The 12,446-nt window shown below is 66.2% G+C and carries 12 protein-coding genes; 8 read left to right on the top strand and 4 right to left on the bottom strand.

Features of this window, described 5'->3' with window-relative positions; all coding sequences use genetic code 11:
* The first annotated feature begins 35 nt into the window (after window positions 1–35).
* The 6 genes from whiA to ACR81A_RS07860 all read left to right on the top strand — a co-directional run bounded on the left by whiA (window position 36) and on the right by ACR81A_RS07860 (window position 4,546).
* Complete coding sequence (whiA, locus tag ACR81A_RS07885) at window positions 36–1,016, top strand: DNA-binding protein WhiA (RefSeq protein ID WP_202382754.1); 981 nt, start codon at window positions 36–38, stop codon at window positions 1,014–1,016.
* A gap of 116 nt (window positions 1,017–1,132) precedes the next feature.
* Window positions 1,133–1,750 carry a superoxide dismutase gene (locus ACR81A_RS07880; RefSeq protein ID WP_202382753.1) on the top strand — a complete coding sequence of 206 codons (618 nt, stop codon included), beginning with the start codon at window positions 1,133–1,135 and terminating at the stop codon, window positions 1,748–1,750.
* Window positions 1,751–1,778: 28 nt separating this feature from the next.
* Window positions 1,779–2,981 carry a phosphoglycerate kinase gene (locus ACR81A_RS07875; RefSeq protein ID WP_440311540.1) on the top strand — a complete coding sequence of 401 codons (1,203 nt, stop codon included), beginning with the start codon at window positions 1,779–1,781 and terminating at the stop codon, window positions 2,979–2,981.
* Entirely contained in the window at window positions 2,978–3,814 is an 837-nt protein-coding gene (tpiA, locus tag ACR81A_RS07870) for a triose-phosphate isomerase (RefSeq protein WP_202382751.1), read from the top strand. Before ACR81A_RS07875 ends, tpiA begins: the two co-directional genes overlap by 4 nt.
* Before the next feature lie 81 nt (window positions 3,815–3,895).
* On the top strand, window positions 3,896–4,144 hold the full coding sequence (gene secG / locus ACR81A_RS07865) for a preprotein translocase subunit SecG (RefSeq protein ID WP_125099191.1): 249 nt from the start codon (window positions 3,896–3,898) through the stop codon (window positions 4,142–4,144).
* A gap of 36 nt (window positions 4,145–4,180) precedes the next feature.
* A complete protein-coding gene (locus ACR81A_RS07860; protein ID WP_202382749.1) occupies window positions 4,181–4,546 on the top strand; it encodes an RNA polymerase-binding protein RbpA in 366 nt (121 codons plus the stop codon).
* Between the two features lie 104 nt (window positions 4,547–4,650).
* Here the strand turns inward: ACR81A_RS07860 and ACR81A_RS07855 are convergent, their stop codons facing one another.
* The 3 genes from ACR81A_RS07855 to tkt all read right to left on the bottom strand — a co-directional run bounded on the left by ACR81A_RS07855 (window position 4,651) and on the right by tkt (window position 9,550).
* A complete protein-coding gene (locus tag ACR81A_RS07855) occupies window positions 4,651–6,270 on the bottom strand; it encodes a glucose-6-phosphate isomerase (protein ID WP_202382748.1) in 1,620 nt (539 codons plus the stop codon).
* The gene (gene tal, locus ACR81A_RS07850; RefSeq protein ID WP_440311539.1) at window positions 6,270–7,382 is read right to left on the bottom strand and encodes a transaldolase; all 1,113 of its coding nucleotides are present in this window, start codon (window positions 7,380–7,382) and stop codon (window positions 6,270–6,272) included. The genes ACR81A_RS07855 and tal overlap by 1 nt, the downstream gene beginning before the upstream one ends.
* An 80-nt stretch (window positions 7,383–7,462) precedes the next feature.
* A complete protein-coding gene (gene tkt / locus ACR81A_RS07845) occupies window positions 7,463–9,550 on the bottom strand; it encodes a transketolase (RefSeq protein WP_202382746.1) in 2,088 nt (695 codons plus the stop codon).
* A gap of 90 nt (window positions 9,551–9,640) precedes the next feature.
* Between tkt and ACR81A_RS07840 the strand changes: the two genes are divergently transcribed.
* Window positions 9,641–10,561 (top strand): heme o synthase, encoded by a 921-nt coding sequence (locus ACR81A_RS07840; protein ID WP_202382745.1) that lies wholly within the window; start codon window positions 9,641–9,643, stop codon window positions 10,559–10,561.
* An 81-nt stretch (window positions 10,562–10,642) separates the two neighbouring features.
* On the top strand, window positions 10,643–11,383 hold the full coding sequence (locus tag ACR81A_RS07835; protein ID WP_440311538.1) for a hypothetical protein: 741 nt from the start codon (window positions 10,643–10,645) through the stop codon (window positions 11,381–11,383).
* Between the two features lie 20 nt (window positions 11,384–11,403).
* Here ACR81A_RS07835 and ACR81A_RS07830 read toward each other — a convergent pair whose 3' ends face one another.
* Complete coding sequence (locus ACR81A_RS07830) at window positions 11,404–12,351, bottom strand: COX15/CtaA family protein (RefSeq protein ID WP_202382743.1); 948 nt, start codon at window positions 12,349–12,351, stop codon at window positions 11,404–11,406.
* Window positions 12,352–12,446 lie beyond the last annotated feature (95 nt).

Below are 12,446 nucleotides of genomic sequence, written 5' to 3'. Positions count from 1 at the left end.
CCTTCCCATATCCTGATTTTTGAGAGGACTCATTCGTGCTGTCGACCCTTGAGGTGAAGAGTGAGCTGGTACGTTTCCCCGTCCAGCGCACTGGAGAGCGTGTCGCCGAGGTCGCAACGATCCTCCGCCTGGCTGGCGGACTCCACACCATTTCCGGGCGCATTGCGCTCGAGGCGGAGCTCCACACTCCACAGATCGTGCAGCGGGTCCGCAAGGACCTCGCCGAACTGTACGGCGTGCGCTCCGAGGCCAAGCAGCTGCCTCCGTCGAGCACCCGCCCGGGCGCACCGCAGTTCCTCGTTCGTGTACTGGACGGTGAGACGCTTGCTCGCCAGCTTGGCCTGCTTGATCCTCGCCGCCGGCAGATCCGTGGTTTGCCGAACCGGCTCACGACGGGAGCGCAGCCCGAGCTTGCCGCCGTGTGGCGCGGTGCGTTCATGGCGCGCGGAGGTCTGACTGCCCCCGGCCGTTCCGCAAGCCTCGAGGTCGTGTGCCCGAGCAACGAGGTCGCGATGGCACTCGTCGGAGCCGCGAGCCGTCTGGGCATCGATGCAAAGAGCCGCGAGATCCGGGGTCAGAATAAGGTTTTGATTCGTGACGCCGAGGCGATCGGCGCGATGCTTGGCGCGATGGGCGCAGAGCAAGCCCGCAACAGCTGGGACGAGCTCCGTCGCGCGCGCGAGACCCGCGCGACTGCGAACCGTCTCGTGAACTTCGACGATGCAAACCTTCGTCGTTCCGCACAGGCTTCCGTCGCGGCGTGCGCACGCGTGGAGCGCGCCCTGGAGATTCTTGGCGACGAGATTCCCGAGCACCTCAAGTACGCCGGCGAGCTGCGACTGCAGCACCGGGAGGCAAGCCTCGATGACCTCGGCGCGCGTGCTGAGCCCGTGCTCACGAAGGACGCGATCGCTGGGCGAATCCGGCGCCTGCTCGCGATGGCCGACAAGGAGGCCGCGGCTCGCGGCATTCCCGGCACTGAGGCGAGCCTCCCCGAGGAACTCGACCGGATCTGACCCCCAGGCGGGGCCCGGCAGGGCCCCGCCTTTCCTGTGGAGTTTCCCGCCACCTCGACCCGCGTCGTCGATAGACTGTGATGGACCACTGCCCGTCGCAGAGATTGGAGCGCCTCATGGCTGCCTATTCACTTCCTGAACTTCCGTACGATTACGCTGCCCTCGAGCCGCACATCAGCGGCAAGATCATGCAGCTGCACCACGACAAGCACCACCAGGCCTACGTCACGGGTGCGAACACCGCCCTCGACCAGTTGGCCGAGGCGCGCGACTCCGGCAACCTCGCTGCGGTCAACAAGCTCGAGAAGGACCTCGCGTTCAACGTTGGCGGCCACGTCAACCACACCATCTTCTGGAACAACATGTCGCCCGAGGGCGGCGAGCGCCCCGAGGGTGAGCTCGCAGCGGCAATCGACGAGTTCTTCGGCGACTTCGAGAAGTTCCAGGCACACTTCACCGCGACCGCGATGGGCGTGCAGGGCTCCGGCTGGGCCGTTTTGGCGTGGGATGCACTGGGGCAGCGCCCGAACATCGTCCAGCTGTTCGACCAGCAGGGCAACCTCCCCGCGGGCACCGTGCCGCTCCTCATGCTCGATGTGTGGGAGCACGCGTACTACCTCGATTACCTCAACGTTCGCGCGGACTACGTGAAGGCGTTCTGGAACATCGCGAACTGGCAGGACGTCGCGAAGCGCTTCGAAGCTGCTCGCACACAGACGCCCGGCCTGATCTAACCGCCGACTCAAGGAGCCCGCCGCACCCATGCGCACCATTGAATCCCTGGGATCGCTCAGCGAGAAGACGGTCATCGTCCGCTGCGATCTGAACGTCCCGCTTTCGGATGGCGTGATCACCGACGACGGCCGCATTCGCGCGTCGCTCGCAACGATCACCGAACTCCGTGAAGCAGGAGCAAAGATCGTTCTCATCAGCCACCTCGGTCGCCCGAAGGGTGAGCCCGAGGAGCGCTTCTCGCTTCGCCCAGTGGCGACGCGGATGGCGGAACTGCTCGGCGCTCCCGTGCAGTTCGTGGCGGAGACGGTGGGGGAGATCGCCGCCGCAGCGGTCGCAGCGCTGGCCCCCGGGGATGTGGTGTTGCTCGAGAACCTCCGCTTCAACGCGGGAGAGACGAGCAAGGATGATGCGGAGCGCGCCGCGTTCGCGCAGCAGCTCGCCGCTTTCGGAGACGCCTTCGTGTCCGATGGCTTTGGGGTCGTGCACCGCCGCCAGGCGAGCGTGTATGACCTCGCGAAGCTGCTGCCGAGCGCGGCGGGCCGCCTCGTTGCGGCAGAGCTCGAGGTGCTCAAGCGCCTCACCGAGTCCGCTGAGCGGCCGTACGCGGTCGTGTTGGGCGGCTCGAAGGTTTCGGACAAGCTGGGCGTCATCTCGCACCTCTTGGAGCGAGTCGATACGCTGCTCATCGGCGGCGGCATGCTGTTCACCTTCCTTGCTGCGCAGGGCTTCAAGGTGGGCGCGAGCCTCTTGGAGGTCGACCAGCTCGACACCGTTCGCGGCTACCTGCAGACCGCTGCGGAGCGTGGAGTACAGATCGTTCTGCCGAGCGACGTTGTCGTGGCCGAGGCGTTTGCAGCGGATGCGGCTCACGAGGTCGTTCCCGCGGATTCGATCGAGTCCTCAACGTTCGGCGCAAATGGGCTTGGCCTCGATATCGGCCCCGAGTCCGCCCTCGCATTTGCGACGGTGATCGCGGAGTCGCAGACGGTGTTCTGGAACGGCCCAATGGGTGTCTTCGAGATGCCCGCGTTCGCGAACGGCACGCGCACGGTTGCCGAGGCCCTCACGAAGACTGCGGGCTTCACCGTCGTCGGTGGTGGTGATTCCGCTGCCGCGGTGCGCGCGCTCGGTTTTGCCGATGACCAGTTTGGTCACATCTCAACCGGCGGCGGCGCGAGCCTCGAGTTCCTCGAGGGCAAGCAGCTGCCCGGGCTCGAGGTGCTCGCATGAGCGACGAGAACCTGACCACCGCGCCGGCCCGTGAACCTCTGCCCTTTGCTGCCCGCACCCCGCTGATTGCCGGCAACTGGAAGATGAACCTCGACCACCTCCAGGCCATCGCGCTCGTGCAGAAGCTTGCGTGGGCGCTGAAGGATGCGCGGCATGACTATGCGGACGGGGAGGTGGCGGTTTTCCCGCCCTTTACTGATCTTCGCTCCGTGCAGACTCTGCTCACCGCAGACAAGCTTCCGCTCGCGCTCGGCGCGCAGGACCTGTCTCCGCATGATGCGGGTGCGTACACGGGAGACATTTCCGCGGCGATGCTCGCGAAGCTCGACGTGCGCTACGCGCTCGTTGGGCACTCCGAGCGACGTCATGGGCATGGCGAGTCAGACGAGACGGTCGGTGCGAAGGCTCTCGCCGCGCACCGGGGCGGCATGATTCCCATGATCTGCGTCGGGGAGACTGCCGCGGATCTTGAGGAGCACGGTGCCGCGGCGGTGCCGCTTGCCCAGCTCGCGGCTGCCCTTGCTCCGCTCCCGAAGGGTGCGGAGTATGTGATCGCGTACGAGCCCGTGTGGGCAATTGGCAGTGGTCAGGCAGCTACCGCCGATCAGGCTGAAGAGGTCGCCCGTGCGCTGCGCGAAGCTCTGCGCGATCTGCGCGATGACGCAGAGGCCGCTGCGACCAGGATCCTCTACGGCGGTTCGGTGACGAGCCAGAACATTGCCGGCTTCCTGAAACAGCCGAACGTCGATGGCGCGCTGGTCGGTGGCGCCAGCCTCAAGGCTGATGAGTTCAGCCGGATCGTGCAGTTCAAGAAGCACGTTACCGCTGCGTAGCCTGTCGCACCCCGTATTTTCGTCGCCGCCGGTATACTGGCAGCTGGCGCTTCACGCCCTCAACTCCGAAAGGTGCTCTGCGTGCTCATCCTCAAGATCGCACTGATCGTGATTCTCGTGCTCACGAGTCTCCTGCTGACCCTGTTCATCCTCCTCCACAAGGGACGCGGTGGCGGGCTTTCCGACATGTTCGGTGGCGGGGTGACCTCGAGCCTGGGCTCTTCGGGGGTCGCGGAGCGCAACCTCAATCGCATTACCGTGGTCGTGTCGATCATCTGGGTTGCTTCGATCGTCGGACTCGGGCTGATCGCCCGCTTCTCCGTCGTCTAACCACCCCACCCGACACACCACTCAGAAAGGGATTCCGTGGCAGGCAGTAACGCCATCCGCGGCGCCCGCGTCGGTTCTGGCCCCATGGGGGAGAAGGACCACGGCGCGCGCGCTGAACGCACTCAGGTTTCGTACTGGGACGCCCTCGGCAACGAGACCGTCCGCTACTTCGCGGCCGATGTCTCCGACGAGGAGATCCCCGAGCAGATTGACTCGCCGACCTCGGGCCTTCCCGCTGGTCGCGACAAGGCGAACCCGCCGCAGCTGCTCAAGAACGAGCCGTACAAGACGCACCTCGCCTACGTGAAGGAGCGGCGCACCCCCGAGGAAGCCGAAGAGCTCCTCGAAGCAGCACTGCTCAAGCTTCGCCAGCGTCGCGGGACGGCCCGCGCAACGGCCTAAGCATTCGGCCGGCGCTCTGCCGGCCTGAACACCGCAATACGGCAGCGGCCCCGATGCATTCCATCGGGGCCGCTGCCGTATTGCTTCGTGCTGCTCTGGTGGCGCTAGGCCAGTGCCCGGAGCAGCTGTGCGACAAGTGCCGAAGGATCAACGGTCTCCAGCGCAAACACTGAACGCCCGCGAGAGGCGAGCACTTCGCGATCCCCGCGTGCCTGTGCCGCAATCAGCGTTGCAAACCCTGAGTCCGCGCCCGGGATCGCGACGTCTTCACTGCTCCCACCGCTGAGCTGCAGGAACGAGCCAAGCGCCGGGCCACCCTTGTGAAGCTGCCCCACTGAATGCAGGTAGCGTGGGCCCCAGCCGAGCGCCACGGGTACCTCAAACTCTTGCGCGAGCGCGTCTCGCAGGCGCTCGAGCTCAGCCGCATACGGAGCGGTGGGATCGAGATAGGCCTGAATTGCGAGGTATCCGTTCGCGGGCACGGATGCGCGCAGAGCCGCGAGGAGTTCCGCGCAGTCACCGGGGCCGGGAACGACAGGACTCGCGAGCAGCCGAGCGGGGAGATCCACGATCCTTGACCCCGGTGTGGTTCCGTCCGAATCATTGCTCTGGGTAAGCACCGCGCGCGCCGCAACCTTTGCCGATTCAACATCGGGCTGATTGAACGGATCGATGTTCATGAGATGGCCGAGGAGTGCCGTCGCGGTCTCCCACAGCAAAAGCTGTGCGCCCAGGCCGCCAGCGACCTGGAGTTCCGGTGCGTTCGGCCCGGACTCTGGTGCGGCACCGGCCTCGCGTACGAGCACGCGGGTGAGATTCGCGGGGTGAGTGCCAGCCTCGGGCGCCCCAGCATGCAGCGCTATCGGTAGCACTCCGTAGCCCGACTTGCCTGTCGACTCCGCGACGAGCTGCTCGACCCAGGTGCCGAGGCCCCACGCCGTGTCCGCACGCTCGATGATCCCCAGCACGTACTCTTCCGGAAGGTCCGCATGGATCGCGGCGGCCAGTTGCAGTGCAGGATTCTCCTGCGAGTCCTCAAGCAGGAATGGGCGCAGCGCGCACGCTTCAGCGAGGAGCGCCCGCACGTCGATTCCCGCGAGCGCGGTCGGCACTAGGCCGAAGGCGGTCAGGGCAGAAAACCTACCACCGACGTCGGGGTCTGCATAGCACACCCGCTGTCCGGCAGCGCGCGCAGCAGCGGCGAGCGGGGAGCCGGGATCCGTGACCACGATAATGCGCTCGGCCGGATCCAGTCCGGCAGCGGTGAACGCGGCCGTGAACGCAGCACGGTGGCTCTGCGTCTCAATGGTGCTTCCGGATTTTGAGCTCACCACAACGAGTGTTCTGCTGAGATCCGAACCGAGCGTCTGGGCGATGAATGCCGGGTGGGTTGAATCGACGACGGTGAGTGGCCGGCCGGCCCAGCGCGCAATCACCTCTGGGGCGAGGCTCGATCCACCCATGCCGCACAGCACCACGCGGTCCAGTCCGAGCGCATCGAGCTCTGCGCGGATGTCCTCCGCCGCAGCGATTGCCGAGAGCGCGTTCCGCTCAAAATCAGTCCATCCCAGTCGATACGCGGCCGAAGAGGTTGCGGGCCAGAGGGTGGTGTCTCGGGCGAACAGGCGGCTTGCCGCTCGATCCGCGACGAGTGCCGCCATGGTTGCTGCGTACCGGGCCGGGGGCTGCGCAATCGTCACGGTGAGCGGGGCCGAGGCGCGCATTAGGCAACCGCCTCCTCGAGGGCGCTCGCAACCGTGGCGCACAGCTCATCCCACGAGGCGTCGAACTTCGCGAGTCCTTCCGATTCAAGCACCTCAGTCACTGCAACGTAGTCGATGCCGAGTCCGTCAAGCGTGTTGAGTACCTGGTTGGACTCGAGGTACTGCGTCGTGACGGTATCGCCGCGAATCTCACCGTGGTCGGCTAGCGCCTCCAGCGTTGCTGCGGGCATGGTGTTCACCGTGCCGGAGGCGACGAGCTCAGTAACGTAGAGCGTGTCCGGGAGCTTCGGGTTCTTCACGCCGGTGGACGCCCAGAGCGGGCGCTGCGCTTGTGCTCCGAGCGACAGGAGCATCTGTGCTCGCTCGCTGTTAAACGTCTCTGCGTACACCTCGTAGGCGAGCCGCGCGTTTGCGATCCCTGCCTGGCTCTCAAGCGCGAGCGCCTCGGGGGTGCCGAGCGCGGCGAGGCGGGCGTCGACCTCAGTGTCGAGACGCGAAACGAAGAAGGATGCGACCGAGTGAATCTCGTTCAGGTTCTTTCCTGCGGCGCGAGAGAGCTCGAGGCCAGTCAGGTACGCGTTGATGACCTGGCGGTAACGCTGAATGCTGAAGATCAGTGTCACGTTCACGCTGATTCCCTCGGCAATCAGTGCGGTAATTGCGGGAAGCCCCTCGGTCGTCGCGGGAACCTTGATCATGGCATTCGGGCGATTCACCCGGGCCCAGAGTTCCCGGCCTTGTTGGATGGTGCCCTCGGTGTCGCGTGCGAGTCGCGGCTCAACCTCGATCGACACACGGCCGTCAGCGCCGCCGCTCCCCGTGTAGGTCTCGGCAAAAAGGTCACACGCGTCGGCAACGTCGCTGGTGGTGAGCTCGATAATTGTCTCCGCGACCCCGAGCCCCCGGGCGGCGCAAGACGCGATGCGCTCTCCATAGCCGACGCCACCCGCGAGAGCCGACGCAAAGATCGTGGGGTTCGTGGTGACCCCGACGACGTTGTGGCTCGCGCGTAGCGTGCTAAGCTCCCCGCTCTCGATCCGGCTCCGGGAAAGATCATCAAGCCAGATGCTGACGCCGGCCTCGCTCAGGTCGGCGGTGGGGGAGTTCGTCATGGTGGGGTGCTCCTTGAAATCGTGTGGGGCGGGGCGCCGGGTCTTGTGAACCCGGGCACCCCGCCAAGATGCGCTCGGGACTAGGCCGCGAGCGAGGCGCGAGCCGCGGAAACAACGGCCTCGGTCGTGATGCCAAACTCGCGGAAGAGGGTCTCGAAGTCGGCAGAGGCGCCGAAGTGCTCGATCGAGACAGAACGACCGCGGTCGCCCACGAAGCGCTCCCAGCCCAGGCTGAGCCCTGCTTCGACGCTGACGCGAGCCGTGACGGCCGCGGGAATCACGCTGTCTCGGTACTCCGTAGTCTGCTCGGCAAACCACTCGAGGCAGGGAGCGGAGATCACGCGTGCTCCCACGCCCTCCGCAGCCAGGCGTTCCCGGGCTTCAACGGCGAGCTGCACCTCGGATCCGGTGGCGATCAAGAGCACGTCGAGCGAGTCAGTGGGCGTGTCTGCGAGCACGTAGGCGCCCCGACGCACGCCTTCCGCTGCCTGCTCGGGCGTGGCGAAGTCGCCACCGCGGGGGAGTACGGGCACGTTCTGGCGAGTCAGCGCCAGGCCTGCGGGGCCGGCGTGACGCGTGAGAATCTCGTGCCAGGCAATCGACACCTCATTGGCATCTGCGGGGCGCACAACCGCCAGGTTCGGGATCGCACGGAGCGTGGCGAGCTGCTCGATCGGCTGGTGGGTGGGGCCATCCTCACCCAGTGCGATGGAGTCGTGCGTCCACACGAACACGCTCGGAACGTTCATCAGCGCAGCGAGGCGCACGGCGGGCCGCATGTAGTCGCTGAAGATGAGGAAGGTGCCACCGTAGCTGCGCGTCTTGCCATGCAGCTGGATGCCGTTCAGAATGGCACCCATCGCGTGCTCGCGGATGCCGAAGTGCAGCACGCGACCGTAGGGGTCGCCTGACCAGGTGCTGGTCGAGTGGCCAGCCGGTACGAACGACGGAACCCCAGGAATGGTCGTGTTGTTTGAGCCCGCGAGGTCAGCAGAGCCACCCCACAGCTCGGGCATGATCGGACCGAGCGCGGCGAGGACCTTCCCGCTCGCTGAACGGGTGGCCACGCTCGCGCCTGGCTCGAACGTCGGAAGCGCCTCAAGCGCGCCCTCGGGCAGCTCCTGCGCCTCGACGCGATCGAAGAGCGCCTTCCGCTCCGGGTTGGCCGCAGCCCAGGCGTCAAAACTCTGCTGCCACTCTGCGCGGTGCGCGGCTCCGCGATCCGCGGCCTTACGCGTGTGGGCGATGACCTCGGGGGCGACAGCGAAGTGCTCCGCGGGATCGAAACCGAGGGCCTCCTTCAGGCCGGCGAGTTCCTCTGCGCCAAGCTTTGCGCCGTGGATTCCGCCCGTGTTCTGTTTGCCGGGGGAAGGCCAGCCGATGATGGTCTTGAGGATGATGAGGCTCGGCTTCGTCGTTTCGGACTTCGCCTCCTCGATCGCGCGGTTGAGCTCCGCGAGATCCTCGACGTATGCGCCCGTCTTCTTCCAGTCGACCTCGATGACCTGCCAGCCGTAGGACTCGTAGCGCTTCGCAACGTCCTCGGAGAACGAGATATCCGTGTCGTCCTCGATGGAAATCTGGTTGGAGTCGTAGATGGCGATCAGGTTGCCGAGCTCCTGGTGCCCCGCGAGTGAGGACGCCTCGCTCGTCACTCCCTCCTGCAGGTCGCCGTCGCCGGCCACGACGTAGATGAAGTGATCGAACGGGCTCGTGCCCGGCGCGGCCTCGGGATCGAAGAGACCGCGCTCGTAGCGGGCGGCATAGGCGAAGCCCACGGCGGAAGCGAGCCCCTGGCCGAGGGGGCCAGTGGTGATCTCAACGCCGTCGGTGTGACCGTACTCGGGATGACCGGGCGTCTTTGAGCCCCAGGTGCGGAGCGCCTTCAGGTCGTCGAGCTCCAGGCCATAGCCGCCCATGTAGAGCTGCACGTACTGCGTGAGTGAGGAGTGGCCCACAGAGAGGATGAAGCGGTCGCGGCCCACCCATCCGCTGTCGCTCGGGTCGTGGCGCATCACCTTCTGGTGCAGCAGGTACGAAACGGGTGCGAGGCTGATCGCCGTACCGGGATGCCCGTTCCCGACCTTCTCAACGGCATCCGCCGCGAGGACGCGCGCGGTGTTGACCGCGAGATCGTCGATTTCATCCCACTGCAATTCGATTCCCAAGACTGACCTTTCATTGGGGAAGAAGATACGGAGGCGCCGCCCGGCGGTCCACGGACAATCCTAGCCGGAAGGGGGTACCATGGGGGTGTGATGTCCACGCAGATCCCCACGCAGGAAGCGCAGCCCCGCCGCTCATTCGGTCGCACCGTCAAGAACTACGTTGCGCTGACCAAGCCACGAGTGATGGAGCTACTGCTCGTGGTCACCGTCCCCGCGATGATTCTCGCGCAGGGAGGGCTGCCGAACCTGTGGTTGGTACTCGCCACGCTTATCGGCGGTGCGATGAGTGCCGGGTCTGCGGGAGCGTTCAACTGCTACATCGATCGCGACATGGACCGCAAGATGAAGCGCACGGAGAACCGGCCGCTCGTCACCGGCGAGATCTCCGATCGCAATGCGCTGGTGTTCGCCTGGGTACTCGGTGCGCTCTCCGTGGTCTGGCTGTTGGCCACCACGAACTGGCTCGCTGCGGCACTCTCGGCCGCCGCGATCTTCTTCTACGTGGTCATTTACACTCTGCTGCTCAAGCGGCACAGCGAGCAGAACATCATCTGGGGCGGCATCGCCGGCTGCTTCCCCGTGCTCATCGGCTGGGCCGCAGTGACGGGTTCGCTTGACTGGCCAGCCTGGGTCTTCTTCCTCATCATCTTCCTCTGGACTCCGGCGCACTACTGGCCGCTCTCCATGCGGTACCGCGACGACTACGCTGCAGCGGGGGTACCGATGCTCGGCGTGGTGCGCGGGCGCGCCACCGTCGGCCTGCAGGTGATCCTCTACGCGTGGGCGACCGTCGTGTCGAGCCTCCTGCTGATCCCCGCCCCAGGCATTGGCTGGCTGTACACGTCCGTCGCGCTCCTCGCTGGTGGCTACTTCATCCTCCAGTCGCACCGCCTCTACGGCAGCGCAATTCGTGGCCAGGAGGGAAAGCCGATGCAGGTGTTCCACGGCTCGATCACCTACCTCTCGGTACTCTCGATCGCAATCGCGGTCGACCCGCTCCTCCCGTTCTAAGAACGGCGAGTCGTCGTCGTGACGGAGCAGAGCTCCGGCGAACGAGTTGCACTACCGCAACGACCACTTTCACGTCGCAGCGTGGTGATCGCCTCGTGCGCTGCGGGAGCGCTCGTACTTGGCGCTGGCGTTGCGAGCGCGGTGGTGCTTCGCGAGTACTCGCAGGAGACCGAACGTTTGTGTGCGGCCGCGCTGAGCGAGTACCGTGAGCTGCTCAGCACGGAGCTCAGCGGCGCGCGGGGCGACGCAGCGACCGCGATTGCGTCCGCAACGCCGGCCGAGCTCGCTGCCGCGATGGCCGGGGCGAGTGACATCGCCCCCTCGCGGGCGGTGCAGGATGGGGTCGATGCGACGGAGCGCGCGCTCGACGACGCGAGTCAGGTGCGTATGAAGCCAGCGTGCACGGACCGCAGCCAACTTGCCGCACTGGCAACAACGAAGAGCGAGGCGGAGGACCTCATCGCGGGGCTCACAACCGCTACGACTGCGCTCGCTGACGAAGTGCGCGTGTTCAGCGCGGCGGAGCAGCAACGGATCGACGCCGCACGATCCCGGGCAGATGCAGAGCGACGCGCGAAAGAAGCAGCCGAACGCGAAGCTGCTGCCGCTGCGGAGGAAGCAGCGTTGGCCGAGCAGAACCAGCTCGTCGAGGAACCCGCCCAGGAGTTTGTGCCGGGCATGGGTGAAGGAGAGTGGCTGTCCGGCCCCGAACTCGCCGAGTCGCTCGAAGTCACCTGGGACCCGAGTGCCGGGCATGACAACTACCTGCCGAACACGCAGCCTGGCGGCGGCGGGGATGGGAGCGGCGGGCAACCCTGGTAGGGCCGCCCGCCCCACCGCGACTAGGCGCGCTCGGTGACCGGCGCCACCCGTTGGCGGGTTTCGACGAGCGCGAGGAAGAGCCCAGCGGCCAACAGGCACGCGAGCACCATGTGGATGCCCACAAGGATCGGTGGAAGTGCCATCCGTGCCTGGAGCACGCCGACAATGATCTGCGCGATCATTACCACGATTGACCAGCCTGCCCAGCGAGCGACGCGGTAGGCGCGCTCGCTCCGGGCCAGGAACACCGTTACTGCTGTGAAGAGCAGCGTGCCGTACGCGGCGACCGCGTGCACGGTCTGCAGCGCTTCGGAATCAAGTCCATTGCGAGCGGCTCCGCCGTCTCCGGCGTGCGGGCCCGAGCCCGTGGTGAGAATGCCGAGAACGACCGCGACGAAGCCAAAGATCCCTGCGAGCCACACGGTCTGCAGCAGGGGAGCGGACACCGAGAGACGACGCGGACCCGGGCCGCTGTACACGCGGAGCACGAGCAGAGCAGCGAGCATGACGAGCACCACGCTCGAGAGGAAGTGCAGCCCGACCACGTAGGGGTTCAGGCCAGTGAGTACCGTGATGCCGCCAATGATCGCTTGGATGAACACACTCAGTGCGGGCACCACGGTAAGCCAGAACAGGTCACGGCGCTGCTTGCGGAAGCGCCACACGGCGATGACCGCGAGGATCGCAACGATCTCCAGCAGGAAGAACAGCGTCCGGTTACCGAACTCGATGTAGGAGTGGATGCCCATCGCTGGGTTGTTGACGAAGGACTCGTCGGTGCACTTGGGCCAAGTATCGCAGCCCAAGCCAGAGCCGGTGAGACGCACGGCGCCGCCGGTCGCAACGATCAGCACCTGCGTGGCAAAGACCCACCAGGCGAGCGCCCGGACGCGGGAAGTCACCCCATCGGGCATCCAGCCGGAGAACCGGCGTGCTGTGGTCGCTTCGGTCGTGGTGGCGCTGGACACCGGGGCTCCTCTCGGGTGCCTCTCAGAGGTTGCTGAGGCGCTGCGCGCGCCCCTCCCGAAACCGGGTTAAAACCTGTAGAATGAGAAGCTGTGGT

Source organism: Leucobacter chromiireducens (assembly GCF_051993095.1).
In the GTDB taxonomy this organism is placed as follows: domain Bacteria; phylum Actinomycetota; class Actinomycetes; order Actinomycetales; family Microbacteriaceae; genus Leucobacter; species Leucobacter chromiireducens.
This window is presented reverse-complemented; position numbering and strand designations above follow the sequence as displayed.

What these genes read in the sequence shown, in the direction of transcription:
- ACR81A_RS07880 (WP_202382753.1), top strand. Translation starts at nt 1,133, where the DNA reads ATGGCTGCCTATTCACTTCCTGAACTTCCGTACGATTACGCTGCCCTC.
- ACR81A_RS07875 (WP_440311540.1), top strand. Translation starts at nt 1,779, where the DNA reads ATGCGCACCATTGAATCCCTGGGATCGCTCAGCGAGAAGACGGTCATC.
- tpiA (WP_202382751.1), top strand. Translation starts at nt 2,978, where the DNA reads ATGAGCGACGAGAACCTGACCACCGCGCCGGCCCGTGAACCTCTGCCC.
- ACR81A_RS07855 (WP_202382748.1), bottom strand. Translation starts at nt 6,270, where the DNA reads ATGCGCGCCTCGGCCCCGCTCACCGTGACGATTGCGCAGCCCCCGGCC.
- tal (WP_440311539.1), bottom strand. Translation starts at nt 7,382, where the DNA reads ATGACGAACTCCCCCACCGCCGACCTGAGCGAGGCCGGCGTCAGCATC.
- ACR81A_RS07840 (WP_202382745.1), top strand. Translation starts at nt 9,641, where the DNA reads ATGTCCACGCAGATCCCCACGCAGGAAGCGCAGCCCCGCCGCTCATTC.